Here is a 26,075-nt window from a genome sequence, read left to right on the forward strand (position 1 = left end):
CACCGCACCCGCTACGAGCTCGAGCCCACCGGGGCAGGAGCCCGGACGGTGAGCACCACGCCGGTGGCCAGCGCCCCGATCGCCACGGCGGCCAGGACGACCGGCAGGTACTCCCCGGTCGCGCCGATCACCGCGCCCGCGGCCGGGGGTCCGAGCGCGGACCCCAGGGCGGCCGACGTGTAGAGGACGCCGAGCAGCCCACCGAGTCCCCGCACCCCGAACAGGCTGGCGGCCACCGCCGGGCCGAGCGCGACGAACCCGCCGTACCCGATGCCGAGCAAGGCGGCGAAGACGACGAGGCGCGGGTAGCCGGGCGCGCCGAGCCAGAGCAGGAAGCTGCCGGCCATCAGCGCGAAGCAGGCCTGGTACGTGCGGAGCACTCCGGTGCGGGCCGCAGCGGCGCCGAGGGCCAGCCGCCCCACGATGCTGGCCGCACCGATGACCCCGACCAGGGTCGCCGCCGCGACGTCTCCCGCGCCCCGGCTCGCGGCGTACGCCGGCAGGTGCACGAACGGGACGAACAGCACGATCGAGAGCAGCAGCCCGCTCAGGTAGAGGCGCAGGTACGCCGGGGTCCGCAGCCGGGAGAGCAACGGCGCCGGGTCGTCGTGCGTGGTCACCGGGGCAGCGCGGACGAACAGGGCGCACCCGACGAGTGCGATGGTGCTGACGGCCGCGAGGAGGAGGTAGGCCTCCCGCCAGCCGTAGCGGGCGATGAGGTCGGCGGCCAGCGGGGCGACGAGCAGCGTGCCCAGCCCGATGCCGGACACCGTGATGCCGACCGCGAAGGTGCGGCGCCGGGTGAACCACCCACCCACCACGGCCACCAACGGCACGTAGCTGCAGGCCACTCCGAGCCCGACGCCGAGGCCGTGTCCCAGGTACGCGTGCCACAGTTCCGTCGCGCGGGAGGTGAGCACGAGGCCGAGACCCATCGCGAGGGCCCCCACGAGCACCACCCGGCGGGGACCGAACCGGTCGACCGCCGGGCCGGAGAGGGCGCCCAGGCCGAAGATGGCCAAGGTGGTCAGGGAGAAGACGGCGGCGGTGCCCCCGGGCCCGGAGCCGAGCTCAGCGCTCATCGGGAGCAGGAACGCCCCGAAGCTGTAGGCCACCCCGAAGCTGGTGAACATCGCGACGAAGGCCGCTGCCACGACCGACCAGGCCCGCGGACCGTCCTGCAGGTCGAGTTCGCCCGGTACCGGCGGCTCCGGTGTCGCGTTCACCGGGACCCGCCGGAGAACAGCCCACCGTCGGCCCCTGGGGCGGGGAACACCACCCGCACACGCAGGCCGCCCTCCGGCGGCGCGGACAGCTCCAGGGCCGCGCCGTGGACCTCGGCCACCCGGGCCACGATCGCGAGCCCGAGCCCGCTGCCGGGCTGCGCGGGGTGGTGGCTCCCGGCGCCGCCGAACGACGTCCGTCCTCCGCCTCGGACGAAGGGCTCGGTGAGCGTGCCCAGCACGTCCGGGGGCACCCGCGAGCCGGTGTTGGTCACCCGCAGCTCGGCCCGACCCTCGCTCGTGCTGCCCGTCGTCACGTGCACGGTCCCGCCCGGGCCGGTGTTGTGCCGGATGCCGTTGAGCACCAGGTTGGTCACCAGCTGCCGGACGAGCGGCTCGGCACCGTCGAGGTCGCCCTCGCCGAGATCGGTGTGCACGCCGATGCCCGCCCGGTCGGCCAGCGGGTCCAGGTCCCGGACGACGCCCCCGGTGACCTCGGCGAGGTCGACCGGGGTGCGCGGCGGCGTGCGCCCCTGGTCCAGGGCCGCGAGGGCGAGCAGCGCCTCGACGGTCTCGGTGCCCCGGCGGTTGGTCTCGTCCAGCCGGGCGAGCAGCCGGGGCACGTCCACGGTGGCCGGGTCGGCCAGCGCCACGTCGAGCATCGCGCGCTCCACGGCGTAGGGGGTGCGCAGTTCGTGCGAGGCGTTGGCGGCGAACCGGCGGTGCTCCTCGAAGGACGCCTGCAGCCGGTCGAGCATCGTGTCGAAGGTGTCGGCGAGCTCACCGAACTCGTCCGGGGTGCCCTGCAGGCGCACCCGGTGCTCCAGCGAGCCGGCCGCCACCTGCCGGGCGACGCCGTGGATGGAGTGCAGCGGGCGGAGCATCCGGCCGGCCAGGACCCAGCCCCCGACCAACCCGACCACCGCCAGCAGGGCGAGCACCACCACCAGCTTCGGCACCAGCGCGGTCACCAGGTCGCCGCGGTCCGGGACGGGGACGCCGTCGGCGTCGCTCAGGTTCCCCTCGGGGACGAAGTGCAGCACGTAGGCCAACAGCGCGACCGTGCCGAGGCCGGCGGCGGCGAGGAAGCCGGCGTAGCTCAGGGTCAGCCGCAGCCGGGCACTCACCGGAGGCCGGGACCGCTCGCGGCGTCGTCGGCCGTCGGCTCGCCCACCCGGTAGCCGGTGCCGGGAACGGTGTGGATCAGCCACGGGTCGCCGAGGCGCTTGCGCAGCGAGGAGATGGTGATCCGGACGGCGTTGGTGAACGGATCCGCGTTCTCGTCCCACGCCCGCTCGAGCAGCGACTCCGCGCTGACCACCCCGCCGCGGGCGGCCATCAGCACCTCCAGCACCGCAAACTGCTTGCGGGTCAGCCCCACGTACCGGCCGTCGCGGTACACCTCCCGGCGGAACGGGTCGAGGGTGAGGCCGGCGAACTCCACCACCGGGGGCGCACCCTCGAGCGGACGGCGGCCCAGCGCACGCAACCGCACCACCAGCTCTCGCATGGCGAAGGGCTTGGTGAGGTAGTCGTCGGCGCCGAGCTCGAAGCCGGCGACCTTCTCCTCCAGCCGGTCGGCCGCGGTCAGCATGAGGATGCGGCACGGCAGGCTCTCGGCGACGATCCGCCGGGCGACCTCGTCCCCGGAGGTGCCGGGGAGGTCACGGTCGAGCACGACGACGTCGTAGCTGTTGACGGCCAGGTTCTCCAGCGCGCTGTCCCCGTCGTGGACGACGTCGGAGGCGATGGCCTCCAGCCGGAGCCCGTCCCGGATGGCGTCGGCCAGGTAGGGCTCGTCCTCGGCGATCAGCACGCGCATGCGGCGAGGGTAGGGAGCCGGGTGTCTCCTCGACGTATCGGCGCGCTGGGCGGCGGACGGGGCCACACGCCGGGCGGGCACCCGACGACGCGCGTGCGCCTCTGCGGCGAGTTGCCGGGCCGCGACGACGCTGGCCGGTTCGCGGGTGGCCGTCACGCGGTCAGCCGGCGGTGGGGTCGGCGGCCGGCGCGGGGCACTGACCGCCGCGCTCGACGGCCAGCTCGTAGTGCCACATCTCGTTGCCGTAGGTCTGGCAGAGGCCGTAGTCGGACCCGTACCGGGACAGCCAGTACATGGCGTCCGTGGGACCGATGTCGACCGCGTCGCCGGTGACGTGGGAGGACTCCTCGGGACGGAGCACCCACTCCCGGGCTGCCTCGGCGCTGCCGTACTGGTCCACCGCGGCGTCGAAGAGCGCCTGCTGGTAAGCCGCACTGCGCCACCCGCTTGCCACATGGAGGTCCACCCCGTCGGCCGTCGCGTCCCGGGCCGCGTCCTGGACGGCGGTGCGCAGCGCGCCGTCGAGCCCGGTGATGGCCGGGACGTCGGCGAAGGCCGACAGCTCCTCGCCGTCGGCGACGTGACCGTTCTCGACGGTCATGGCTCCCCCGCCCGACGCACCCGGGGCCGGTGGGCCGGCGACACCGGCCAACGCGCTGGACCCCGGGGGGACGGACGGACCGGCCGACGAGCACCCGGCCACGCCCGCGATCAGCAGGGTTGCGGTGACCAGCGTCGCGACGATCCCCCGCCGGGGACGGCGCGCGCCGTCCCCGGAGCGGCGCGCGACGGCCAGGCAGATGGTGGTGAGCGCGACCCCGACCAGCGTGCCGGCGGTGTTGGCGGCGACGTCGACGAGGTCGGGCACCCGGCCGGGCAGCGCGGTCTGCGCCAGCTCGATCAGCACCGAGGTCGCGGCACCGAGCGCCAGCGGCAGCACCGGACCGGAGCGCCGCAGGACCAGGGCGGCCAGCGCGCCCACCGGGACGAAGAGCAGCGCGTTCGCCACGGCCTCGACCTGGGTCCGGGACACGGTGCCCGGCCAGGGCGCGGCGAGGGCCTCGACCCCGGCCACCACCGCCCTGCGGGCGTCGGCGACGAACCCGGTCGGACCGAGCGTGATGCAGCCGACCACGACCAGCACAGCGACCGCGGCCAGCACGAGGAGACCCGTTCGCCGCGAGCCCGACGGGACGCCGGGCGCCCTGTCGGCGGGCAGGTGGTGGGTGGTCGTCATGGGAGGACTCCTCCCCGCGCGGCAGAGCCGGTGCGGCATCGAGAACTGGTGGACAGCTCCCAGTGCACGCGGGCCGCCGTTGCCCGGGCGTCTCCGATTCCGCATACGCCCACGACATCCCCGGGCGTGGGCCGCCAGTGCGCACGGACCAACCGCGGAATCCGGTCGACGCAGTGCGACTGCACTCCTACCGTTCCCCGGCGTGGACCGCGCCCAGATCTTCGACATCGCTCATCTGCGCCATCCGATCGCGGCGCCGGTGGGGCCCGAGCAGCTGCGCCACCTGGTCGGCTGGCTGAGCGCACCCACCGGGGGCCGCGCCGTGGACCTCGGCTGCGGCGAGGGCGAGTGGCTGCAGGAGCTGCTGATGCAGCCCGGGTTGACCGGTGTCGGCATCGACCACATGCTTCCGGCCTCCGCCGTCGACCGCGCCGCCCAGCGGGGGCTGGGCGACCGGGTGCGCTGGGCCGAGGCAGACGCCGCCACGTGGAGTGACGGGCGCTTCGACGTGGTGCTGTGCGTTGGCGCGAGCCACGCCTTCGGCCGGCTGCCGGACATGCTGGCCGCCGTCCGGAAGCACCTGCGCCCCGGCGGCCAGGCGCTGGTCGGCGACACGATCTGGGAGGACAGTCCGTCCGCGTCTGCCCTGGCGGCGCTCGAAGCCTCTTCCGAGGACTTCCCCGACCTCGCCGGCTTCGTGCGGGCCACCCGTGAGCACGGGTTCGAGCCGTCGTACGGGCACACCAGCACGCTGGCCGAGTGGGACGACTACGAGTTCAGCTGGACCGGATCGCTCGTCGACTGGGCACTGCGGGAAGCCCCGACGACCGAGGACCGCGATCAGGCGCTGGCCGCCGCCCGCGCACACCGCGACGCCTGGCTGGGCGGCTGGCGCCGCCAACTGGGCTTCGCCACCCTCGTCCTGCACGACGTGGCCACCGCGCCCAGCTGATCCTGCAGGTCACAGCTGCAGCTTGAGGCCCTCGTGCGAGACGGCGAAGCCCAGGCGCGCGTAGAAGCGGTGCGCGTCGGCTCGGGACTTGTCGGTGGTCAGCTGGACCAGGGAGCAGTGGCGACGGCGCGCCTCCTCGATCGCCCACGAGAACAACGCGGCTCCCAGCCCGCGACTGCGGTGGTCCTCCCGGACCCGCACCCCCTCGATCTGAGCCCGCAAGGCACCGCGCCGAGCGAGGCCGGGCAGGAAGCTCAGTTGCATCGTGGCCACCACCTGCACGCCATCGGTGGCGACGAGCAGCAGGTGCGCCGGGTCCGCGTCGATGGCCTCGAACGCATGCAGGTAGGGCTGCAGGTCCGCGTCAGAGATGAAGCCGTCGCGAGTGGAACCGAGCGGATCGGCGGCGAGCAGGTCCACGATCGCGGGCACGTCCAGTGCGGTGGCCCGCCGCAGCATCACCGTCGTGCCGTGCAGGGAGATCTGCCCCAACACGCTCACCTCGGCAGAGTGCCACGGCATGGTGAGCGTGGCAGGGCGCGAAGCCCACCAGCCTCCGGGCAACCCTGACGAGGAGAGAGTTCATGACCTGCGTCCGCGCTGCCCGAAGACCCCGCCGGCTTGCGGATGGACGTCTTCACCGACGGGGATGCAGGAGCCCCGCTGCCCACCGGGGTGGGTGACCTGGCGCTCCTGGTCGACGGCTGGTTCGAGAGCCACTCACCCGAAGGCGGACGAGGGGCGCACCTGACCATCCGGCAAGCTCGGCAGGCCGATGCGGTGCCCGTCGTCGTCCACGTCAGTCAGGTTCCGGCACTGATCGCGGCCCTGACCGAGGTCTCCCTGCGCCTGACCCAGCTCTGGGAACGCGACGGCCGGGACGCCTGGGCCGGGCAACCCGCACCGGGCGGGACCGGTCCACAAGACCCCGGACCGCACACGACCGAACCCCGGCCGACTCCGGAGACCGAACACGACCGGGACCAAGCCCGCCGCGCTCGCCGCCTGGGCAAGGCCCAGGTGATGGAGCGGGTCCATGAGCGCGCTCCCGAGGTGCTGGCCGCCTTCCTCAGGGCAGAGGACGACGACGAGGTCGCGAACTCCCTGGCGCCACTGTTGGACGTGCCGCTCGAGACGGCCGCGCAGATCGCCCGGCACCTCCAGTTCCGCGAACTGACCCGGGCCGCCCGCGCCTCGCACACATCGCTCTAGAGATCACCGCCCCTCGGACACGGGACGTCATGGAGAGTCGTGCCGCACCCAGGGCTGACTCGGCCGCTCAGGCAGTTGCCCACAGGAGCTCGTGCAGCGCGCGCCGCTGCCGTGACGGCGGATCGGCGACCTCCGCCACCGAGTCTGGTCTCACCGATGGCACCCGGCCGATGGCCGCCATCGTGGTGACCTCCCAGTTGACAGGGACATCGAACTCCTCAGCGACAGCCGAGCGGTCGAAAGCGCGGAACTGACGGACGGACAACCCCAGAGCTTGGGCCTGGAACGTCATGTGTGCGACCGCTTGGCCCAGGTCGTAGTGCGAGAACTCGGAGTACTCCCAGTCGGTGCCCTCCACGTAGCGATGGGCCAGGTTGGCGACCAACAGGCTCGCCGTCGGCGCCCAGGCCGACGAGCTGCGCGCAAGATGCCTCACCAAACGGTGCTGGACGAGGTCACCGCGGCGGCCGACGATGAACGCCCAGGGCTGCGAGTTGCCTGCTGACGGCGCCCAACGAGCGGCCTCGAGCAGCACCTCGACCTGAGCATCCGACAGCTCGTGCTCGGTGTCGAAGGTCGTCGGACTCCATCGACTGGACAGCAAGGGATGGAGGGCCGGCTCCGGCAATCCGTTCACCGCCGGAGGATCGCACGGAGGCCGGTGGTCGAGGGGGTCCTGTTCCGGTCCCCGATCGGGCGCACCCGCCGGTCCTCGCTGAGGCGGCGGCCACAGCCGAGCACGGACCACCGACCGGAGTCAGAGAACTCGAGCGCCGCGGTGAGGGCGGGCAGGGGTGGCGGACGCAACAGTCGGTGCCCTACAGTCCCGGCGTGCACACAGCTCAGCTGACCTGGTGGCGCGCCCGCTGAGGCGCCCATCCGCACACCCCTGAACTCCCGCGGCCGCCTCGTTCGAGGCGGCCGTTCGTGTTCTCCGCGGGTCGGCTCGGACGGCGGTCATCTCCCCTGGAGGACCTCATGTCCCGACTGCTCCACCACCTGCTCCAGCACCCCGCCGCACAGCCCTTCGCCATCCTGAGACGCGCCGACGGCCCCGGCGTGGAGGTGCTCACCGGCGACGTCGTCGATGTCGAGCGGCTCGCCGACATCCCGCTGCCCGAAGGGGCCACCGGACTCCCGGGCCTGCAGGTGCTGGCCGCTGTCCCCTACCGGCAGGTGGCCGAACGCGGCTTCGCCTGCCACGACGACGGCGCGCCGCTGCGCTGCCTGGTGGTGCGCGACACCGAGGTGCTGACCCCGGAGGAGGCACTGGACCTGCTGCCCGATGAGGACCCCGGGGTGTACGGCAGTCGGTTCGACGTCGACGACGACGCCTACGCCGACCTGGTCGAGCGGGTGGTGGACGAGGAGATCGGCCGAGGCGAGGGAGCCAACTTCGTGCTGCGCCGCGACCACCTCTCCACCGCCACGGCGGCTCCGGCGACCACGGCGCTGAGGGTGCTGCGCCGGCTGCTGGTCGGCGAGCCGGGCGCCTATTGGGCCTTCGCCCTGCACGCCGGCGACCTGACCATGGTCGGGGCCACCCCGGAGCGGCACGTCAGCTGCGCCGGTGGCGAGGTGGTGATGAACCCGATCAGCGGCACCTACCGCTTCCCGCCGTCCGGCCCGACCACCGAGGGGCTGCTCGGCTTCTTGGCCGATGACAAGGAGGTCGAGGAGCTGTTCATGGTGGTCGACGAGGAGCTCAAGATGATGAGCCGGGTGTGCCGCCGCGGCGGGCAGGTGATCGGTCCGGTGCTGCGGCAGATGAGCGCGCTGGTGCACACCGAGTACCTGCTGCGCGGGCACAGCGACCTCGATGTGCGCGACGTGCTGCGCGAGACGATGTTCGCCCCCACCGTCACCGGATCCCCCGTGGAGAACGCCGCCCGGGTGATCGCCCACCACGAGACCACCGGCCGCGGCCACTACGCGGGCGTGCTCGCGCTGATCGGGACCGACGACGCCGGAGCGCGCACGCTGGACGCCCCCATCCTCATCCGGACCGCGTACCTGGAACCCTCCGGTGTGGTGCGGGTGCCGGTCGGGGCGACCCTGGTGCGGCACTCGGACCCGATCGCCGAGACCGCCGAGACACACGCCAAGGCCGCAGGCGTGCTGCGCGGTCTCGGCGTGCTGCCCGCCCCCGAGCACCGCCCGGCGCCCTTCCTGGCCGACCAGCCCGGAGTCGCCGAGGCGCTCGCCCGCCGCAACGAGCGGCTCGCCCCCTTCTGGGCGCGCCCCCAGCACGACCGGCCGGACCCCGTCCTGGTCGGCCGGAGCGCCCTGGTGGTCGACGCTCAGGACGCGTGGACCCAGATGCTGGCGCACCTGCTGCGCCGACTGGGGATGATCGCCACCGTCCGCCGCTGGGACGACGTCCACCCGACGGACGACGCCGCCGACCTGCTGGTCGCCGGTCCCGGGCCCGGCGACCCGCGCGACCTGGGCGACCCCCGGATCGCCGCCTTGCACGCCCTGGTGCGCCGGCGCCGGGACACCGGCCGGCCACTGCTGGCGGTGTGCCTCAGCCATCAGGTGCTCGCCATGCAGCTCGGGCTGACCGTCGATGCGTTGCCGATGCCGCACCAGGGCACGCAGCGCAGCATCGACCTGTACGGCCAGCAGGTGCGGGTCGGCTACTACAACACCTTCGCCGCCGCCGTCCCGCCGTCGGGGCTGCCCGGCGTGCAGGTCGCCGCCGACCCGGCCACCGGCGAGGTGCACGCGCTCCGCGGGCCGGGCTTCGCCGCGGTGCAGTTCCACCTGGAGTCCCTGCTCTCCCCCGACGGTCTGGACGTGCTCACCGGACTCGCACGGGAGCAGCTGCTGCCCTGACGACACCGGTGGCCGCCGCGGACGCCAGCGAGCTGGAAGAACCACATCGGCTGTCCCGGGGGGGCGTCGCTCCAGCAGCCCGGGAGACCCCCCGAGCGGAAACCCGCTCGGACGGTCAGTCGGCGTCCGGGGGCGGGCAGAGGCAGAACGGGTGCCCGTGAGGGTCGAGCATGACGCGGTATGCCTCCGGGGCCGGCTGCTCCGCGGCCTCCGTGGCACCCAGGTCGGCCGCGTGCAGGATCGCCGCGTCCAGGTCGCCGACCCGGAAGTCGAGGTGGAACTGTTGCGCGTGCGCCTGACCGGGCCACCGCGGTGCGGCGTACGACTGCACGGGTGGTGTTGCGGTCAGGTCGTCCGGGTGTAGGTGGTGACCCGGGTGCCGCCGCTGACGGCGTGCTCGTCGACGATCTCGAAGCGTCGAGCCTCGGCTGTACCGGAGTCGAACAACGGGATGCCGGCGCCCAGGACGATCGGGTAGCGCTTGAGCACCAGGACGTCGATCTCGTCCAGGAGCGCACCGGCCAGCGCTCCCCCACCGGCCAGCCACACCCCGGCGCCGGGTTCGCCCTTGAGCCGGCGCACGAGCGGGACCGGGTCCCGACTGACCTGCACCGCCGGGTCGATGTCCGCAGGCAGCGTGGTCGAGACGACGTGCTGCTCCAGGTGGGCGTAGGGACTGGTGATCTGGGCCTGCAGGGCCGGTTCGTAAGTGGCCCGCCCCATGACCACGGCATCGAAGCGCGTCCCCGGGGCGGTGATCTGCAGCTGGCTCCGGACGTGCGTGGGCAGCGTCTCGGGGAACTCCTGGGCGATGAACTCAAGCAGCGGCTCCGTGACGGGGAAGAAGTCGTAGGAACCGTCCGGGGCGGCGATGAACCCGTCCAGGGTCACCCCCACGTAGTAGGTCAGCGCACGCACGTCAGATCACTCCTCACCCGTGGCGCCTGGACGCAACCACTACAGGCATAGTAGTGACCCGGCGGTCTGGTGCACCAACGCCGACGTGGGTTGTCAGGGAGAGGAGAACGCGTGCTCAACGTCTCGCGGCGACAGGCGCTCATCGACGCGGCGATCGAGGTCCTGGCCGGTCAGGGCGCCCGCGGGCTCACCTTCCGGGCCGTCGACGCCCAGGCGGGGGTGCCGCCGGGGACCGCGTCGAACTACTTCCCGAACCGGGACGACCTGCTCACCCAGGCCGGCGGACGCATCTACCAACGACTGACGCCGGACGCCGCCACGATGGCCGGCAGCCGCACCGGCCCCCGCGACCGGCAGCGCGTCGAAGAGCTGGTGACCGCGGTGACCGAACGGATCCAGGCCTACCGCACCGGCTGGCTGGCGCTGCTCGAACTACGCCTGGAGGCCACCCGCCGCCCGGCGCTGCGCCAGGTCCTCACCGCCACCGTGCGCGCCGACCTCGAGGCCACCATCGCCTACCACCTGGACACCGACCTGCCCGGGGACACGACCACGGCCGTCCTGCTGTACCTGGCCGTCAACTGGCTCGTCGTCGAGTCACTGACCCTGCCCGAGGTCCTCGACGGCCTCGGCGGACTGTCCGCCGAGGCCATCACCACCGCCGTCGTCCACCGGATCCTGGCCACCACCCCCGAGGGCTGACCACACCCGTGCCGGCTGTCCGGGTCCCACTGGTCCGGTCCACCTCTCGCCGGACCAGTCGATGTCCTGGTGCCCGCCGTCCGGGCCGATGAGCGACTGCTTGCTCGCCAGGACGTCGTTCAGCGCGGGAGCGGCGCGGAGGAGGGCGTGGGACCGACGCGTGAGTTGCTGGTCCCGGACGCGGAAGGCGGTGTGCAGCGCCTCACCCGAGACCCCCGGGTCCAGGAGTTGCCGCAGGACCGCGCGCAGCTGCGGGATCGGGTGGCCGGCGATGCGCAGTTGATGGACCACACGCGCGTCGCGGACCTGGACGGCGGAGTAGGTGCGGATGCGACCGCTCCCTTCCCGATCCGGGGTCAGGAGTCCCTCCGCTTCCCAGTGCCGCAGCGTGGCCGGGGTGGTCCCCAGGGCCTCGGCGAGCTCGGAGATGGTCATGGCATCCGAGGGGCGGGGCTCCCCGAGCGGCTCGGCCGCGATGGACGCCACCGCCTCGCGCGCCGCCTGCAGGTCGCGGCGCTCACGAGCGAGCTCGGCGTGGGCGTCGTCGAGCATGGCGAGGAACGCTGCCAAGGGCTGATCGTGCAGCGCCTGCAGCAGCTCCTGGGCCCGGACCGGACCGACGGCCTGCGTGAGCTCGCGGTAGGCCACCGCCGAGCGCACGTGGACAGCACTCCAGGAGCGGTAGCCCGAGGGTGTGCGCGCCGCGGGTGGGATGACGCCGTCGCGCTCGAGGTCGCGCAGGTGCTGCACCGAGCAGCCGACACGGCGTGCGACGTCGATCGTGCGCAGCCCCCGGTGGAGGCTCACCGCACCATCTGCGCTGTTCACATCACCCGAGGTCTCCACAGGGGCATGAGTGTGACGCTGGAGCCATGGACATGCACGAGATCGTCGACCGCGTCTCCGCTTGGGAGGGGGTCCTCGCCTTTCGCCCCGGTCCCGGCGACGGCTCACCCGAGCTCAGCTGGGGCGACGTCTTCTTCTACGTCGCTCCGGACGGGATCGTCCCCAGCGGGCAGCCGTTCGCGACCATCGTCACCAAGGACTACCCCGGCGAGCCCAGCTCCGGACTGGACGGCGCGGACGCCTACCGCGTGAACATCGCCGCGGGCGACCACCGCCGGCCCACTGGGGCCAGCCCCAGCACCGCACCCGACCCGAGCACGCGGGACCTGTTGATGCCCCACCCGGTCTACGGAGACCTCGGCTGGCTCGCCGTCGTCAACCCAGGCGAGCGGACCGATGAGCGGGTCATGGCCCTGCTCGAAGGGGCTCACGCCGCCGCCTGGGGCCGCTGGCAGCGCCGCCACAGGACCGAACGCCCGTCCCGGTGAACCGACCAGACCGTGCTCCGGCGACTACTTCATGGTGGCGAGCTGGATCAGGTTGCCGCAGGTGTCGTCGAGGACCGCGGTGACCACGGGCCCGAAGTCGGTCGCGTCCTGGGTGAACTGCACGCCCAGCCCCTTGAGCCGCTCGACCTCGGCGTACACGTCGTCGACGGCGAACTGGGTGAACGGGACGCCGTCGGCCACCAGCGCCTCCTTGAACGGACCCGCCGCCGGGTGGCCGGTCGGCTCCAGGAGCAGCTCGACACCGTCCGGGTCGGCGGGAGAGACCACGGTGAGCCAGCGGTGCTCACCGACGGGCACATCGGTCTTCGCGATGAACCCCAGCTTCTCGGTGTAGAAGGCGAGCGCCTCGGCCTGGTCGTCGACGAACACGCTGGTGATGTTGATGCGGATCACGGGTCTGGCACCTCTCGTTCGATGGGCCACCGCTCGACGATCGAGCGGAGCGGGCTCGTGTCGATGTGGTGGAACTTGTAGCGACCCTGTCGCCGGGTGCGCACCAGGCCGGCCTGCTCGAGCACTGCGAGGTGCTGCGAGATGGCCTGGCGCGAGGAGCCCAGGCCGTGCTTCATGGTCAGCCGACCGCAGATCTCGAACAGCGTCTGACCGTCCCTGTCGATGAGCTCGTCCAGGATCGCGCGTCGCGTCGCGTCACCCATGGCCCTGTACAGGTCGGGGTCCGCGTCCACGCGTCCCTTATATGCAAGTTGTTGCTTGCCTGTCAATGGAGTCGCCGCTGGTCACGTCGCACGTTCCGCCGGCACGACGCCCTGGGGCCAGGCCCCGACCCGGTCCCCCGGTCCGCCCGTTGCCGGACCGGCCGACGCCTGAGGTTGACCATGCAGGGCCTTGCATGACTATGCTCGGGTCATGCCGTGTCCCCCGTTATCTGCTCTGGCCGTCGCCGCGTGCACGCTCGTGCCGCGACGCCGCCGCAGCCTGAACTGGAGCGACGACCCCGCGACGTCGTGATCGCACCGCCCGATGTGCGCGTGTGCGTCTTCGGGGACTCCTTCACCGCTGGGGTCGGTGACCGCACCGGAGCGGGCTGGGTCGGCCAGGTCACCGCCGCGGCGCAGGATCCCCGCTGGAGCCTGACGGCCTACAACCTCGGCGTACGGCGGGACACATCGGTGGACATCGCCCGACGTTGGTCCGGCGAGGCCCGCAGCCGGCTGAAGGACGGCGACCGGTTCGGCGTCGTCCTGGCCTTCGGCACCAACGACGTCGACGAGCAGGAGGGACGCCGGCGGGTCCCCCGCGAACGGAGCCTGGCCCTTCTGTCGGAGACGCTGGACGACGCACACACCGCCGGCTGGGCGCCGCTGGTGGTCGGCCCACCGCCGGTGCTGGACGTCGCTATGAGCGCCCGGGCCGCCGACCTGGCCGTCGGCATGGCCGCCGTGTGCGCCCATCGCGACGTGCGGTTCGTCGACGTCGGCGCCCTGGCCGAGGACGCGGTGTGGGTGGCGGAGGTCGCCGCCGGAGATGCCTTCCACCCCTCGACCGCCGGCTACGGCCGACTGGCGGCGATCGTCACGCCGGTCGTCCGCGACTGGCTGGGTGAGCTGACGCGCCGGGACGCGGTGCAGTCACGGCCGGCCCGGGCCGCCGAGGCGATCGACGACCGCAGCGCCACCCACCCATGACACCCGGAGGAGCTCCCGTGCCCGACCGCCTCGCCCTGACCCTGTTCAACGGCCGCGCCGGTGACCACAACGACCGCGCGATGACCGGCGGGCCGCTGCTGGCCGCCGAGCTCGCCGCCCGGCTGCGCGTCGCACCGGTCACCGTGGGATCGCCGGAACCGGCGTTGGACGCCGACTGGCAGACCGAGCTGGACGCCGCAATGCCGGTCCTGCGGCAGATGGCGGCCCGCTACGAGGACATCTTCGCGGCCGGTCAGGTACCGGTGACCGCGCTCAGCCGGTGCACCGTGGCCCTGTCCACCGTCCCCGTCGTCGTCCGGCACCACCCCGGAGCACGGGTGGTCTGGTTCGACGCCCACGCTGACCTCAACACCCCGGCCACCTCCGGCACCGGCTACCTCGGCGGGCTGGCCCTGTCCGGCCCCGCGGGACTGTGGGACTCCGGGCTCGGTGCCGGGCTGTCGCCGGCCGACATCGTCCTGGTCGGTGCACGCGACATCGACCCACCCGAGCAGCGGCTGCTCCAGCGCACGCCCATCACCCACATCGCGCCCGGCCCGGACCTGGCGACCCGGCTGCACGAGGCCATCGCCGACGGACCCGTCTACGTCCACCTCGACTGCGACGTCCTCGAACCCGGCATCGTGCCCACCGACTACCAGGTACCGGGCGGGCTCTCCCTCGCCGACCTGCACGCCGCCGCCGAGGTCCTGGCCACCCGACGGGTGCTCGGCGTCGAGATCGGCGAATTGGAGGCAGCCCCGGGCGACTCCCCGACCGGTCTCACCGCGCTCGTCGACGCCCTCGACCCGCTGCTCCGCGCCGCCGCGCGTTCGTAGCCACCGCTCACCGCCGTGCTCCGGAGAGCACGCCGCGGCAAGAACGTTGCGGCCGAGTCCCCGCGGCGGTGATCGCCACGTGGCGTGTCAGACAGCCGCTGTACGCGACCTGTCGGTGGCCAGCTTCACCGCGAGGGCACCGAGCACCCCGCCCATGAGGTAGCGCTGCACCCGCATCCAGGTCGGCCGAACGGACAGGAACTGGGCGAGCCCCCCGGCGAAGACGACGATCAGCCCGTTGACGGTGAGCGCGATCGCGATCTGCGCGAGGCCCAGGACGAGGCTCTGCAGTGCCACGGGCGCGCCGTCGGGGTCGATGAACTGTGGCAGCAGCGACACGTACAGCACCGCGATCTTGGGATTCAGCAGGTTCGTGAACAGCCCCATCGCGAACAACCGGCGGGGCCGGTCGACCGGGAGTTCGCGCGGCGCGAAGGCGTTCGTGCCGCCGGGCCGGACGGCCTGCCAGGCCAGGTAGAGCAGATAGGCCGCCCCTGCCAGCTTCAGCGCCGTGTAGGCAGCCGGCACGGCGACGAAGACGGCGGCGAGACCGGCTGCGGCCGCCGCGAGGTAGACGAAGAAGCCGGCCGCCACCCCCAGCAGCGAGATGAACCCAGCCCGTCGCCCCTGGGTGATCGACCGCGACACCAGGTAGATCATGTTCGGCCCCGGGGTGAGGACCAGGCCCAGCTCGACCAGAGCGATGCCGAGCAGCGCAGAGCTGGAGACCACGACGGTCCGTCCTTCCACAGTCGATGAGGCACGCCGACGGCGTCAGCCGTCGGGACGAGAAGACTGGACTCGGCCAGTCCGCCGCGGTTCAGCCCTGGGCGGCCAGGTCCAGCTGCACCTCGGGGTACAGCGGGTGGGCGTCGACCAGCTCCGCCGCGCGGGCCCGCACCCGCTCGGCGACCGCCGGCTCCAGCCGGTACCGGACCTTGGAGTCGCCGTCGGACTGCGTGCTGGCCAGGACGTCGACGATCAGGTCCCCGACCTCGGCCAGGTCGGCCTCGCCCAGGCCACGAGTGGTCAGCGCCGGGGTGCCCAGCCGGATGCCGCTGGTGTACCAGGGGCCGTTCGGGTCGGCCGGCACGGAGTTGCGGTTGGTCACCAGGCCGGCGTCCAGCAGCGCAGCCTCGGCCTGCCGCCCGGTCAGCCCGAACCCACCGACGTCCACGAGCACGAGGTGGTTGTCGGTGCCGCCGGTGACCAGCCGGGCGCCGCGGCGCAGCAACTGGTCGGCCAGCGCCCGGGCATTGGCCACCACCCGCTCGGCGTACGTGGCGAACTCCGGCCGCCGGGCCTCGGCCAGCGCCACGGCCTTGGCGGCCATCACCTGCGGCAGCGGGCCGCCCAGCACCATCGGGCAGCCCCGGTCGACCGACGGGGCGTACTCCTCCGTGCACAGCACCATGCCGCCGCGCGGGCCACGCAGTGACTTGTGCGTGGTGGTGGTGACGACGTCGGCGTGCGGCACCGGGTCGAAGTCGCCGGTGAGCACCTTCCCGGCGACCAGCCCGGCGAAGTGCGCCATGTCCACGAGCAGCGTCGCGCCCACCTCGTCGGCGATCTCCCGCATCGCGGCGAAGTCGACCCGGCGCGGGTAGGCGGAGTAGCCGGCCAGCAGGATCAGCGGCCGGAACTCCTGGGCCCGCGCGCGCAGGGCGGCGTAGTCGATCAGCCCGGTCGCCGGGTCGGTGCCGTAGCTGGACTGCTCGAACATCTTCCCGGAGATGTTCGGCCGGAAGCCGTGGGTGAGATGGCCGCCGGCGTCCAGCGACATGCCGAGCATCCGCTGGTCACCCAGGGCCCGGCGCAGCTGCGCCCAGTCGGCGTCGGTCAGCGCGTCGACGTTCTTCACCCCGGCCTCGGTCAGGGCCGGGGACTCCACCCGGTGGGCCAGGATCGACCAGAAGGCGACCAGGTTCGCGTCGATGCCCGAGTGCGGCTGGACGTAGGCGTGGTCGGCGCCGAACAGCTCGCGGGCGTGCTCGGCGGCCAGCCGCTCGACGGTGTCGACGTTCTGGCAGGCAGCGTAGAAGCGCCGTCCCGGGGTGCCCTCGGCGTACTTGTCGCTGAACCAGTTGCCCATCGCCAGCAGGACGGCGGGCGAGGCGTAGTTCTCGCTGGCGATGAGCTTGAGGCTCGAGCGCTGGTCGGCGAGCTCCTGCCCGATGGCGGCGGCGACCCGCGGCTCGACCTGGGCGATGACGTCCAGGGCGCTGGCGAAGGCGGCGGTCTCGCGGGTCACGGTGCTGGTCACGGGCTCTCCTCGATCGACGGGAGCCCAGGCGCGCGGCAGACGTCGAGTCGACGGGGCCGCTCCCCGGTGGTCGATCCCACCTGCGATGCGCCAGTCACGGCCCGCGTCGAAGCTAGCGGGGCTTCCAGCGACACACAAGCGGCTGCCCGCGGCGAGTGGCGCTGCTTGATCGAACACCGTCACAGCCGGAGGCAGACGCACAGTCCCGTGTCAGGTGTCGGATCGCGTGGTCGATCGCTCGGCGAGCTGCTTGAGGTTCAGCAGTTGCCGACGTGCCATGACGAGGTCCCCGACAGACAGCGGCATGGCGATCCAGCGGCTGTGTGCGCCGACGACCTTCAGCAGGAGACGAGTCGGCCCATCGGAGGGCCCGCCCGTGGGCAGGACGACATAGGACAGGACCGCACCCATGATCTGGCCGGTGAGTTGCACCCCGGACTCGACGCTCAGGATGCGCCCGGCCGGCCGCCCGCCAGCGGTCGTGAACTGCTGGCCGGGGGTCGGTTCGGCCAGGTCGCGCAGTTCCTGCGGCGAGCGTCGCCCGAGGTTGTCGATCCAGTCGTAGGAGTACGGCGCGAGTCGGATCTGAGCGACCCACCGCCACACGTCCCTGGGGGCGGCGTGCACCGTGACTCCGCGCCAGGCCTGCCAGACCGGAGCCGGCACGAGGCCGTCGCATGGGTAGTGCCGAGCGATGTCCTCGTCGCTCACGCCCCAACGATCGCCGATCATCGGTCCTCCCTGTCGCATGTCACCACCACCTGCCCCGCGCCGCTGGACGTCGGGCGCCCCGGCGACCTGATCGTGGTGCACGGACTCGCTTCAGGACAGGGCGATAACAGGTGCCTGGAGGACCACCCCACCCTCTGCGGTCAGCGTCTGCCGGTAGACCCCTTCCGTGCGCAACCGGTGCTGCTCGAGCCGGGCATCGAGCGTGATCCAGGCGTCGCCGAGGCTGCGAGGTGCGCTCTCGTACCGGACCGTCACTCCGCGCTCCGATGAGGGGACGACGACGAGCGCGAGCTCGTGCCCCACCTCCATATCACCCGCGGAGACCCCGGCCGTCACGGAGATCGCCTCCTCGTCCGCCATCCCGTCGTAGGCGAGCACGACCTCGGCGTCGTCACGCCCGAGCTCGGACAGCTGAGCGCGCAGTGCACGGGTCAGCTCGTCCACTGCCACGCCGATCTCGGACTCGTCGCCGACGAACGTCCGCAGCGCCGCCAGCCGCAGACCAGGGAGCGGACCCAGTCCGAGGCTGTTCATCACCGTTCGCCGTCCTTCGTCGAGGGAGTCGAGGCGCCTCCGCACCTCCTGCAGACGCGTCGTCGCCTCGGAGATCTCCGCCATCAGGTCGACCTCCCGCGCACGGAGCACCGCCTCGAGGCGAGCCTCCGACAGGTCCGAGCTGAGGAGATCCGCGATGGCCACCAGCCCGAATCCGACAGCACGGAGTGCCGTGATGGCGCGGACCCGACCCGTCTGGCTCGCGCTGTACTTCCGGTACCCGGTCCGCTCATCCACCTCGGCCGGCACCAAGAGGCCGATCTCCTCCCAGTGACGCAGCATGCGCCGGGAGGCCCCGGTGCGATGCGCCAGCTCTCCGATGCTCAACACGTCGCCACTGGACCCACTCACACAGTGTCAAGGTCAAGCGGTGACGGCGGCGCCGCAGGCTCAGGGCTTCAGCGCGGCCCGCGCCACCGCTGCGAGCCTGAGGGTGCGGTGGGCGACCGGGAACTGAGGCACCATGCCCACGTGGTCGATCACCGGTACCCGCCGATCGAGCCCTACGAGACGGGGATGCTCGACGTCGGCGACGGCCACTCGCTGTACTGGGAGCAGTGCGGCAACCCGGACGGGAAGCCGGCCGTGGTGCTGCACGGCGGCCCGGGATCGGGCTGCCGTCCGGGCATGCGCCGGCAGTTCGACCCGGCGCGCTACCGGGTGGTGCTGTTCGACCAACGCAGCGCCGGGCGCAGCACCCCGTGGGCCGGCGAGCCCGAGGTCGACCTGTCGATGAACACCACCCCGCACCTGCTGCGCGACATCGAACGACTACGGGAGCACCTGGGCATCGACCGCTGGCTGGTCTGGGGCGGCTCGTGGGGCGTGACGCTCGGCCTCGCGTACGCGCAGGCGCACCCGGAGCGGGTCAGCGAGCTGGTGTTGGCCGCGATCACCAGCCCCGACCGGTGGCTGACCCACTGGATCACCCGCGACATGGGCCGGGTCTTCCCACGCGAGTGGGAGCGGTTCCGAGACGGCGTCCCGGCCGCCGACCGGGACGGCGACCTCGCCGCGGCCTACAGCCGGCTGCTGCACTCCCCCGATCCAGCGGTGCGGGCGAAGGCCGCCCAGGACTGGTGCGACTGGGAGGACACCCACGTCTCCCTCGCCCCGGACGCCGAGCCGTCACTGTCGGTGGCGGACCCGGCGTTCCAGCTGGCCATCGCCCGGGTGGTCACCCACTACTGGGCCCGCGGCTGCTTCCTCGACGACGGCCAGCTGCTCCGCGACGCGCACCGACTGGCCGGCATCCCGGGGATCATGGTGCACGGCCGACACGACGTCAGCGGGCCGCTGGACGTCGCCTGGCAGTTGTCGAAGGCCTGGCCGGACGGCGAGCTGGCGGTCATCGGCGATGCCGGTCACTCGGGCGGGGGCATGACCCCGGTGATGATCGAGTACCTGGACCGGGTCGCCGAGCGCCGCTGAGCAGGTGCGGGGGAAAACGACTTGCCGGAGTCCGGACGAGGCAGCTGAATGCTCCCGTGGCGGCGTTCTCGGTACGGCCCATCGTCCAGTCCGAAGCCGCCGACTACCTGAGGGTCCTGCCCTTCATCAACGGTCTCCCGCAGTGGGAGCCGGCGCCGGCCGCCTGGCACGGTGGCGCCGGCGCGTGGCCACGTCCTGGGCGGCCCGCGTCGGCGAACGAGCTGGAGCGAGCGACGCGCGAGGTCCTGGCGGACGACGTCCACACCCAGGCTGCGTTCGAGGAAGGCCAGGTGGTCGGGGCATCGGCCATGTTGTCCCTGGCGATCACCGTGCCCGGCCTCCACGCCGTCCCCATGGGCGGGGTCACCTCCACGGGAGTGCGGGCGACGCACCGACGCCGCGGCGTCCTCCGCGCGATGATGCAGGCGATGTTCGATGCCGCCCTGGCCCGGGGCGAGCCGCTCGCGGGTCTCAGCGCCAGCGAGGGCGGCATCTACGGCCGGTTCGGCTTCGCCCCAGCGACTCTCCGCACCCGGTGGGAGATCGAGCGCTCTGACGCGAGCCTGCTCCCCCACCCCGAGCCCGCGGGCCGTCTCGCCCTCGCCGACGCCGAGCAGGCGCGAGCGGCGTGGCCGGTGGTCTACCGGCAGATCGCCGCCACCAGGAACGGAGAGGTGTCCTCGACGGCCGGCCGCTGGCAGCACCTCACCGACGACGCCGACGGGGACGCCGGGCCACTGCGCTACCTGCTCCACCACGACGGGGACGGCCGCATCGACGGCATCGCGAACTACCGACTGCCCTGGTCACCCCACATCGAGGAGACCGGGACCCTCGTCGTCGAACAGCTCGAGGCGACGACGGACGACGCCTACCGGTCGATGTGGGCACTGCTGCTCGACTTCGACCTGACCGAGCGGGTCGTGGCCGCCGGCCGACCCACCGACGAGCCACTGCGCTGGATGCTGCGCAACCCCCGGGCGCTTCGCGTGACCAGGCAGTCCGACAACCTGTGGCTCCGCCTGCTCGACGTCCCCGCCGCGCTCACCGCCCGGGCCTACGACCTCGATGCAGAACTCACCTTCACCATCCCCAGCGACCCGATGTGCCCGGGCAACGTGGGCACCTGGCTGCTGGACACCCGTGGACCGACACCCAGCTGCCGGCGCGTCCAGCGCGACCCCGACCTCACCATCGACGTCGCGGCCCTGGGCGCGCTCTACCTCGGCGGCAACTCCGCGGCCCTGCTGACCTCTGCCGGCCACATCCGGCCGCACACCCCCGACGGCACACACCTGCTGTCCCGGCTGTTCCGCACCGACCCCCCACCCCACAACGCGATCGGGTTCTGACCACGCTGGCAGGAACGGGCCACGGGCGTTCACACACCGCGCCGGCGGAGTGCCAAGGTGGCTGCGGTGAGCGCCGAGCTGAGGACCAGTGGCCCCACCAGTGACCAGGCGCCTTGCCAGGTCGAAGATGGGAGCTGACTTCCGCTCCAGGCCTGCAGCACGGGTCGGATGGGCGGCAGCATCGGTGTCAGCGCGCTGGCCAGGGCCATGGCGATGATGGTCAGTGTCTGGGCGCCGCGGGTCAGGCCGAGCGCGTGTGCGGCGAAGGCCAAGGAGACCCCGGCGAGCCCGCACACCAGGTGCAGGACCAGTCCGAGCAACCGTTCGTACACCGGGGCAGGGTGCGGGTCGAAGATGAGATTGACCGCGACGCCCAGCAGCGCGGTGACCACCACCCACACCAGTCCGGGCGCGGCTTCGGCCAGCAAGGTGCGCCAGCGGCCGCTGGCGGCCGTGAGCATCGCTCGCAGGTCCGGGCTCGTCATGGCCAGCTGAGCTGCGGTCGCCCACGCTGTGACCGGGTAGAGCACGGCCGCGGTAGCGGCCATGGCCGGCAGGGGCGGCCCGGCGTCGGCGGCGTAGACAGCGGCCAAGGTGAGCAGCCAGACGAAGGCAGCTCCCAGGACCGACCGGCTGGTTCCTGCTGTGGCCAGGCTCAGCCGGGCCGCCCGGGTCACGGGTATGAGCGGTGGCGGACTCACGCGGGGGGCTCCACCGCGAGGACCGACCAGCCGGACCGCAGTGCCTCCAGCAGCACCGCATCGCGCTCGGCGAGAGAGACCGACAGCTGCACAGTCCCGTCCCGGGCGGGCTCGCCACGGAACGTCCCCGTGCCGGCCAGCGTGACCCGGACGTCCGGAGAAGCTGGGACTGCTGTCTCCCCCAGGTTGATCACCTGATCGGCCGGCAGCGCCGGCGGTTGGTGATCAGCGAGTACGACTGCGCTGCCGTCCTCCATCCGCCCCTGCAACACGGCGGCCAGCCGCTGCGAGCCCGCGGCGTCCAGGCCAGCGGAGGGTTCATCGAGGACCAGCAGCCCACTGGGCAGGCTCAGCGCAGCATCCAGCAGCAGCCGACGGGCGGTGCCACCGCTGAGCCTGTCAGCCCTGGAGTCCCGATGTTGATCCCAGAACGCACCAGCCGGGCCAGGGCGTCCCGACAACGAGGAGAACAACTGCCCTGCGGAAACCGCCGGCAGCGATCGAGCGAGCTGGGGCAGGTACACAGCCCGAGCGGTGGACCGGATGGTCCCCCGCTGCGGCGTGGTGCACCCGGCCAGCAAGCGCAGCAGCGAGGACTTGCCGCTCCCGTTCCCTCCCTCGACCCGCAGCAACGAGCCCGGGGACAGGTCGAACGTCACGTCCCGCAGCAGCCACGATCGGCGCTCGTACCGCCACCAGACGCCAGAGGCTGACAGCACCGGCTGACCAGGGGCAGAGACCGGCACGCTCGGCACGCTAGCTGTTGCGGAGCAAGGAGTTGCTGACACCCCGGGCCGACACGGGTATATGCGTTATGCATACAGTTGATGGCATGGAGTCGAGCCTCGAAGCAGCCATCAACGAGTGGCACGCGAGTGTCAATGACGGGGATCTGCAGCGGTCGGCCAGGGCGGTGGGTCGTCCGATCGTCGTCCTGGGGCCGAGAGGCGCTGGCCCGATCACGCCTGAGCAGTTCGCGGAGTGGGTGGAGCGCTCCGGGATCAAGCTGATCCCTCGGTCATGGCACCCGATCAGCGAGCGACTCATGGTGGTCGAGGAGGACGCCACCTGGCCTGAGAGCGAGACCCCGACGCGAGTAGCGACCGTCTTCCGCGCTTCTGATGGCAAGGTGACCGCGTCGCTGCGGCTCCCTGACCTCACGTCGGCACTCGAACTGGCCTACATCTGCCGCGAGATGGCGGCATCCGAGTGAGCAGCCAAGGGTCGGGCCAGGTCTTGTTCAGCTTCGTCCGGCACTGGTCACGCCGATCGGCAGCTGGTGATCCGGGAGCTCCCGAACAAGGGCGACTCGTCCTCGTCTGCGAGGCAGTCCACTGCCTCACCGAACGCGGGATCTCTGCGACCGTCAACGCGGTCGCACACGAGATCGGGATCGACCAGAGCGGAGCCTCGCGCCTGATCAAGAGCGCCACCGCGGCCGGCCACCTGATCATGAAGGCATCCGTGGTCGATGGCCGACAACGCCGAGCCTCACTCACCGCCGCGGGCCGATCGATGCTGGACCACGCTCATGCCTGGCAGGACGAGGTCTTCGATCAACTGGCCGCAGATTGGAGTGACGAGCGGCGCCGCGACTTCCGGCAGTCCATGACCGATCTGATGGACCGGTCCTACGCGATGGACGCATCTGCCACACCAACACACCGCTGAGCTTCGAGGGACGTCAGCTGTCAGCCCGCGCTGTCCACTCGCCGCGACCAACAGGTCCCGGACAGCCACTCGGCTGTAGGCGTGATCAGTGACCGAGCAGCATGCCCGGGACCATCGGGCGTCTGCGGAATCGCCGCTGACGGTCCACGTGGACGCCGCTCTGGTCGGTGCGCCTTCAGGGTCAGAAGAAGCGGCCGGCCAGGTCGATCATCTCGTCCCGGCTCGTCACCGACTCCTGTGCGCGGAAGAACTCGTCGAGGTGTCCCGGGGTCACGATGAAGAGGAAGGTCGCCGGGCCTCCGACGGAACGGAAGGTGTGGGTCAGCCCGCGCGGGAGGAACAGCGTGCTGCCCGGCCCGCCGGAGAACGTGCTGTCACCACAGTCGGCCTCCACGGTGCCCGCCAGCACGAGGATCGTCTCGTCCTCGTGGCTGTGCCGGTGCGGCGGAGGCCCCTGGCCGTCGAGCACCGTCCGGTAGACGGCCAGGCTGCCACCCGTGGACTCGTTCGAGCACTTGACGTCTGCGCTCCTGCCGGGGACGCCTTCATCCGGTCCCAGGACGTACCCGTGGCTGGGAACCGGCACAGCCTCGGCAGCGGCGCGACTCGCTCTGGGTGGCTCGGCCAGGGACATGAGCAGACCTTAGGCACTCGGCGTGCCCGTCATCCCGTGGCGCGGAGGAGCGAGGGTGGCCCATGCCTCGCACCCGCGCGACGACTTGCCGGGCGGCGGGATGAGGAGCACGTTGAGCGACACCCCGGTGACGGGCGCTCCCGGGCGCCCGCTGCCGAGCCCGGGACGTGGACGCCGACTCCCGGGCCGTCCCGGCACTCGGCCGGAGGGACCGCACGACGTTCGGGAAGGAGCCCAGCCGCAACGCATCGACCCGGACGCCACCGGCTCCGGGTCGGCGGGCCCACACCGCCGTGGGCCCTTGGAGAGACCCGGGGCAACGACGCCCCGGACCGATACAGGATCGAGCTGCCATGCACCGCATCGCCTCCTCCCCACCGCGCGCCCGGGCCGTCGGACGGGGCCTGCTCGTCGCCGGCCTCGTCACCGCCTCCTGGGGCGCCGCCGCCCCCGCGGTCGCTGCCCCGACCCCCGAGCCGGTGAGCACCCCGGCCGACGGCGGCGTGGAACGCACCGAGGGGCCCGTGCCTCAGGTGAGCGGCCCACTGCCCTCCAGCGACGAGTCGCACCCCTTCGGCGGCGCCGCGTACCAGGAGGTGCCCGAGGACCTCGGCGCCATCGGCTACACCGAGGAGGAGTTCCTCGCCAGCGGCACCTCGAACGTCTACAGCTGGCCGGAGGACGCCCCCGCCGTGGTCCGCACCGCGGACGCCCCGTACACCACCCGCGTGCTGGTGCGCCGTCCCGCCGACGCCGACGACTTCAGTGGCAACGTCGTGGTCGAGATGCTCAACCCCTCGAACCTGTTCGACCTCAACATCGGCTGGGCCCTGGCCCGCGAGGAGATCATCGACAACGGCGACGCCTGGGTCGGCATCACCGCCAAGCCGATCGCCGTCGACGCGCTGAAGACCTTCGACGCGGAGCGGTACGGCTCCCTCTCCTTCGCCAACCCACTCCCGGTGGACGACCCGGCCAACTGCTCCGTCGTCGACGCCGACGCCGACCCGGCCACCGAACCGACGCCCCTCCCGGCCGACACCACCCAGGCCACCGAGAACGGGCTCGTCTGGGACATCTACACCCAGGTCGGCAACTGGTTGCGCAGCGACGAGACCTCCAACCCGCTGACCTACGGCACCGGCGGGACGGCGGTCGAGCGCGCCTACGGCTTCGGCTACTCCCAGACCGGCGGCTACCTCATCAACTACATGAAGGCCGTCCACCCGCTCGTGGTCGCCGAGCAGAGTGCGCCGACCTACGACGCCTACCTCGTCGGTGTCGCCGGCGGAGGCTTCGCCGGGGCCTACCCGATGAACCAGTGCGAGCCGGCGCCCCCGGTGGACGACCCGCGCCGCGACCTCTACGGCATCGGTGTGCCGGTCATCCAGGTCATGTCCCAGTCGGACTACCTGCGCGGTATCGGCTCGCGCCGCCCCGACAGCGACATCGCCCCCGACCAGTTCCGCCACTACGAGATGGCCGGAGCCGGGCACGCCACGCCCTTCGAGCTGTACTACTCGGCGTCCTCGGCGGACATCGTCGCCGCCGGCCGCGACGTGCCGCCGCAGGCCTGCAACGAGGGGCCGCGGAGCCGGTTCCCGAGCTCGATCTTCTTCAACGCCGCCTTGAACAACCTCGACCGCTGGGTCCGTGACGGCGTGGCGCCGCCCCGGTCCAACCCGATCGTCGTCGAGCGCGGCGAGCCGGTGCTCGACGAGTTCGGCAACGTCCTGGGCGGGCTTCGCTCACCGTTCCTCGACGTGCCCACCAGCACGTGGTTCGGCACGGCCACCGGCGCCTCGTTCTGCTTCATCGCCGGGTACGAGGTGCCCTTCGAGCAGGCCCGGCTGGACGAGCTGTACAGCAGCCACCGCGACTACGTCACGCAGGTGACCGACAACGTCGTCGAGTTGCAGGCCGCCGGCTTCCTGACCTACTACGACGCCTACGAGCTCATCCGGCAGGCGAAGGAGTCCGACATCGGCTGAC

The 26,075-nt window shown here is 72.4% G+C and carries 30 protein-coding genes and 1 riboswitch; of the genes, 12 read left to right on the forward strand and 18 right to left on the reverse strand.

The window, feature by feature from the left end:
* Positions 1 to 11: 11 nt before the first annotated feature.
* The 4 genes from O2W53_RS21080 to O2W53_RS21095 all read right to left on the reverse strand — a co-directional run bounded on the left by O2W53_RS21080 (position 12) and on the right by O2W53_RS21095 (position 4,282).
* Positions 12 to 1,226, reverse strand: coding sequence for an MFS transporter (locus O2W53_RS21080; RefSeq protein ID WP_269165022.1), 1,215 nt, complete (start codon positions 1,224 to 1,226; stop codon positions 12 to 14).
* Positions 1,223 to 2,350: a sensor histidine kinase gene (locus tag O2W53_RS21085; protein WP_269165023.1), complete on the reverse strand. Its 1,128-nt coding sequence runs from the start codon at positions 2,348 to 2,350 to the stop codon at positions 1,223 to 1,225. The genes O2W53_RS21080 and O2W53_RS21085 overlap by 4 nt, the downstream gene beginning before the upstream one ends.
* Positions 2,347 to 3,045 carry a response regulator transcription factor gene (locus O2W53_RS21090; protein ID WP_269165024.1) on the reverse strand — a complete coding sequence of 233 codons (699 nt, stop codon included), beginning with the start codon at positions 3,043 to 3,045 and terminating at the stop codon, positions 2,347 to 2,349. Before O2W53_RS21090 ends, O2W53_RS21085 begins: the two co-directional genes overlap by 4 nt.
* Positions 3,046 to 3,205: 160 nt before the next feature.
* The gene (locus tag O2W53_RS21095; protein ID WP_269165025.1) at positions 3,206 to 4,282 is read right to left on the reverse strand and encodes a VanZ family protein; all 1,077 of its coding nucleotides are present in this window, start codon (positions 4,280 to 4,282) and stop codon (positions 3,206 to 3,208) included.
* Between the two features lie 202 nt (positions 4,283 to 4,484).
* Between O2W53_RS21095 and O2W53_RS21100 the strand changes: the two genes are divergently transcribed.
* A complete protein-coding gene (locus tag O2W53_RS21100) occupies positions 4,485 to 5,234 on the forward strand; it encodes an SAM-dependent methyltransferase (protein WP_269165026.1) in 750 nt (249 codons plus the stop codon).
* A gap of 9 nt (positions 5,235 to 5,243) precedes the next feature.
* Here O2W53_RS21100 and O2W53_RS21105 read toward each other — a convergent pair whose 3' ends face one another.
* Positions 5,244 to 5,735: a GNAT family N-acetyltransferase gene (locus O2W53_RS21105; protein WP_269165027.1), complete on the reverse strand. Its 492-nt coding sequence runs from the start codon at positions 5,733 to 5,735 to the stop codon at positions 5,244 to 5,246.
* A 174-nt stretch (positions 5,736 to 5,909) separates the two neighbouring features.
* Here O2W53_RS21105 and O2W53_RS21110 point away from each other — a divergent pair, with 174 nt between their 5' ends.
* Positions 5,910 to 6,446 carry a hypothetical protein gene (locus O2W53_RS21110; RefSeq protein WP_269165028.1) on the forward strand — a complete coding sequence of 179 codons (537 nt, stop codon included), beginning with the start codon at positions 5,910 to 5,912 and terminating at the stop codon, positions 6,444 to 6,446.
* A 67-nt stretch (positions 6,447 to 6,513) separates the two neighbouring features.
* Here O2W53_RS21110 and O2W53_RS21115 read toward each other — a convergent pair whose 3' ends face one another.
* Positions 6,514 to 7,083 carry a nitroreductase family protein gene (locus O2W53_RS21115; RefSeq protein WP_269165029.1) on the reverse strand — a complete coding sequence of 190 codons (570 nt, stop codon included), beginning with the start codon at positions 7,081 to 7,083 and terminating at the stop codon, positions 6,514 to 6,516.
* Positions 7,084 to 7,424: 341 nt separating this feature from the next.
* Here O2W53_RS21115 and O2W53_RS21120 point away from each other — a divergent pair, with 341 nt between their 5' ends.
* Positions 7,425 to 9,284: an anthranilate synthase family protein gene (locus tag O2W53_RS21120; RefSeq protein WP_269165030.1), complete on the forward strand. Its 1,860-nt coding sequence runs from the start codon at positions 7,425 to 7,427 to the stop codon at positions 9,282 to 9,284.
* 115 nt (positions 9,285 to 9,399) lie between these two features.
* On the opposite strand, the gene O2W53_RS21125 is transcribed toward O2W53_RS21120, so the two are convergent.
* Both O2W53_RS21125 and O2W53_RS21130 read right to left on the reverse strand, forming a co-directional pair.
* Positions 9,400 to 9,615, reverse strand: a complete 216-nt coding sequence (locus tag O2W53_RS21125; protein WP_269165031.1) for a VOC family protein — start codon at positions 9,613 to 9,615, stop codon at positions 9,400 to 9,402.
* 14 nt (positions 9,616 to 9,629) lie between these two features.
* Complete coding sequence (locus tag O2W53_RS21130; protein WP_269165032.1) at positions 9,630 to 10,202, reverse strand: dihydrofolate reductase family protein; 573 nt, start codon at positions 10,200 to 10,202, stop codon at positions 9,630 to 9,632.
* A gap of 111 nt (positions 10,203 to 10,313) precedes the next feature.
* Here O2W53_RS21130 and O2W53_RS21135 point away from each other — a divergent pair, with 111 nt between their 5' ends.
* Positions 10,314 to 10,904: a TetR/AcrR family transcriptional regulator gene (locus tag O2W53_RS21135; RefSeq protein WP_269165033.1), complete on the forward strand. Its 591-nt coding sequence runs from the start codon at positions 10,314 to 10,316 to the stop codon at positions 10,902 to 10,904.
* Here the strand turns inward: O2W53_RS21135 and O2W53_RS21140 are convergent.
* Positions 10,800 to 11,711: a MerR family transcriptional regulator gene (locus O2W53_RS21140; RefSeq protein WP_269165035.1), complete on the reverse strand. Its 912-nt coding sequence runs from the start codon at positions 11,709 to 11,711 to the stop codon at positions 10,800 to 10,802. The two genes, O2W53_RS21135 and O2W53_RS21140, sit on opposite strands and share 105 nt — an antisense overlap.
* A gap of 65 nt (positions 11,712 to 11,776) precedes the next feature.
* Between O2W53_RS21140 and O2W53_RS21145 the strand changes: the two genes are divergently transcribed.
* Positions 11,777 to 12,238 carry a DUF6194 family protein gene (locus O2W53_RS21145; RefSeq protein ID WP_269165037.1) on the forward strand — a complete coding sequence of 154 codons (462 nt, stop codon included), beginning with the start codon at positions 11,777 to 11,779 and terminating at the stop codon, positions 12,236 to 12,238.
* 24 nt (positions 12,239 to 12,262) lie between these two features.
* Here the strand turns inward: O2W53_RS21145 and O2W53_RS21150 are convergent, their stop codons facing one another.
* Both O2W53_RS21150 and O2W53_RS21155 read right to left on the reverse strand, forming a co-directional pair.
* Positions 12,263 to 12,652 (reverse strand): VOC family protein, encoded by a 390-nt coding sequence (locus O2W53_RS21150; RefSeq protein ID WP_269165039.1) that lies wholly within the window; start codon positions 12,650 to 12,652, stop codon positions 12,263 to 12,265.
* Complete coding sequence (locus tag O2W53_RS21155; protein WP_269165041.1) at positions 12,649 to 12,945, reverse strand: ArsR/SmtB family transcription factor; 297 nt, start codon at positions 12,943 to 12,945, stop codon at positions 12,649 to 12,651. The genes O2W53_RS21150 and O2W53_RS21155 overlap by 4 nt, the downstream gene beginning before the upstream one ends.
* A gap of 303 nt (positions 12,946 to 13,248) precedes the next feature.
* Here O2W53_RS21155 and O2W53_RS21160 point away from each other — a divergent pair, with 303 nt between their 5' ends.
* The gene (locus O2W53_RS21160; protein ID WP_269165042.1) at positions 13,249 to 13,905 is read left to right on the forward strand and encodes a GDSL-type esterase/lipase family protein; all 657 of its coding nucleotides are present in this window, start codon (positions 13,249 to 13,251) and stop codon (positions 13,903 to 13,905) included.
* A 17-nt stretch (positions 13,906 to 13,922) separates the two neighbouring features.
* Complete coding sequence (locus tag O2W53_RS21165; protein WP_269165043.1) at positions 13,923 to 14,744, forward strand: arginase family protein; 822 nt, start codon at positions 13,923 to 13,925, stop codon at positions 14,742 to 14,744.
* A gap of 87 nt (positions 14,745 to 14,831) precedes the next feature.
* Here O2W53_RS21165 and O2W53_RS21170 read toward each other — a convergent pair whose 3' ends face one another.
* The 4 genes from O2W53_RS21170 to O2W53_RS21185 all read right to left on the reverse strand — a co-directional run bounded on the left by O2W53_RS21170 (position 14,832) and on the right by O2W53_RS21185 (position 18,645).
* Positions 14,832 to 15,476 carry a LysE family translocator gene (locus O2W53_RS21170; RefSeq protein ID WP_269165045.1) on the reverse strand — a complete coding sequence of 215 codons (645 nt, stop codon included), beginning with the start codon at positions 15,474 to 15,476 and terminating at the stop codon, positions 14,832 to 14,834.
* Between the two features lie 88 nt (positions 15,477 to 15,564).
* Complete coding sequence (locus tag O2W53_RS21175; protein WP_269165046.1) at positions 15,565 to 17,007, reverse strand: glycine hydroxymethyltransferase; 1,443 nt, start codon at positions 17,005 to 17,007, stop codon at positions 15,565 to 15,567.
* 15 nt (positions 17,008 to 17,022) lie between these two features.
* A riboswitch (ZMP/ZTP riboswitch) is annotated at positions 17,023 to 17,115 on the reverse strand.
* Between the two features lie 102 nt (positions 17,116 to 17,217).
* Positions 17,218 to 17,718, reverse strand: coding sequence for a hypothetical protein (locus O2W53_RS21180; RefSeq protein ID WP_269165047.1), 501 nt, complete (start codon positions 17,716 to 17,718; stop codon positions 17,218 to 17,220).
* A gap of 111 nt (positions 17,719 to 17,829) precedes the next feature.
* Positions 17,830 to 18,645 (reverse strand): MerR family transcriptional regulator, encoded by an 816-nt coding sequence (locus O2W53_RS21185; RefSeq protein WP_331253813.1) that lies wholly within the window; start codon positions 18,643 to 18,645, stop codon positions 17,830 to 17,832.
* A gap of 120 nt (positions 18,646 to 18,765) precedes the next feature.
* Between O2W53_RS21185 and pip the strand changes: the two genes are divergently transcribed.
* Both pip and O2W53_RS21195 read left to right on the forward strand, forming a co-directional pair.
* Positions 18,766 to 19,725, forward strand: a complete 960-nt coding sequence (pip, locus tag O2W53_RS21190; protein WP_269165049.1) for a prolyl aminopeptidase — start codon at positions 18,766 to 18,768, stop codon at positions 19,723 to 19,725.
* A 56-nt stretch (positions 19,726 to 19,781) separates the two neighbouring features.
* Entirely contained in the window at positions 19,782 to 21,077 is a 1,296-nt protein-coding gene (locus O2W53_RS21195; protein ID WP_269165050.1) for a GNAT family N-acetyltransferase, read from the forward strand.
* A gap of 29 nt (positions 21,078 to 21,106) precedes the next feature.
* Here the strand turns inward: O2W53_RS21195 and O2W53_RS21200 are convergent, their stop codons facing one another.
* Both O2W53_RS21200 and O2W53_RS21205 read right to left on the reverse strand, forming a co-directional pair.
* Complete coding sequence (locus O2W53_RS21200) at positions 21,107 to 21,670, reverse strand: hypothetical protein (protein WP_269165051.1); 564 nt, start codon at positions 21,668 to 21,670, stop codon at positions 21,107 to 21,109.
* A 104-nt stretch (positions 21,671 to 21,774) separates the two neighbouring features.
* Positions 21,775 to 22,437: an ABC transporter ATP-binding protein gene (locus tag O2W53_RS21205; RefSeq protein ID WP_269165052.1), complete on the reverse strand. Its 663-nt coding sequence runs from the start codon at positions 22,435 to 22,437 to the stop codon at positions 21,775 to 21,777.
* Between the two features lie 173 nt (positions 22,438 to 22,610).
* Between O2W53_RS21205 and O2W53_RS21210 the strand changes: the two genes are divergently transcribed.
* Together O2W53_RS21210 and O2W53_RS21215 are read left to right on the forward strand one after the other, a co-directional pair.
* Positions 22,611 to 22,991: a hypothetical protein gene (locus O2W53_RS21210; protein WP_269165053.1), complete on the forward strand. Its 381-nt coding sequence runs from the start codon at positions 22,611 to 22,613 to the stop codon at positions 22,989 to 22,991.
* 23 nt (positions 22,992 to 23,014) lie between these two features.
* The gene (locus tag O2W53_RS21215; RefSeq protein ID WP_269165054.1) at positions 23,015 to 23,449 is read left to right on the forward strand and encodes a MarR family winged helix-turn-helix transcriptional regulator; all 435 of its coding nucleotides are present in this window, start codon (positions 23,015 to 23,017) and stop codon (positions 23,447 to 23,449) included.
* 181 nt (positions 23,450 to 23,630) lie between these two features.
* On the opposite strand, the gene O2W53_RS21220 is transcribed toward O2W53_RS21215, so the two are convergent.
* Positions 23,631 to 24,035: a cupin domain-containing protein gene (locus O2W53_RS21220; RefSeq protein WP_269165055.1), complete on the reverse strand. Its 405-nt coding sequence runs from the start codon at positions 24,033 to 24,035 to the stop codon at positions 23,631 to 23,633.
* Between the two features lie 401 nt (positions 24,036 to 24,436).
* On the opposite strand from O2W53_RS21220, the gene O2W53_RS21225 reads away from it, so the two are divergent.
* A complete protein-coding gene (locus O2W53_RS21225) occupies positions 24,437 to 26,074 on the forward strand; it encodes an alpha/beta hydrolase domain-containing protein (RefSeq protein WP_269165056.1) in 1,638 nt (545 codons plus the stop codon).
* Position 26,075 lies beyond the last annotated feature (1 nt).

Source organism: Modestobacter sp. VKM Ac-2978 (genome assembly GCF_026968025.1).
Lineage (GTDB): Bacteria > Actinomycetota > Actinomycetes > Mycobacteriales > Geodermatophilaceae > Modestobacter.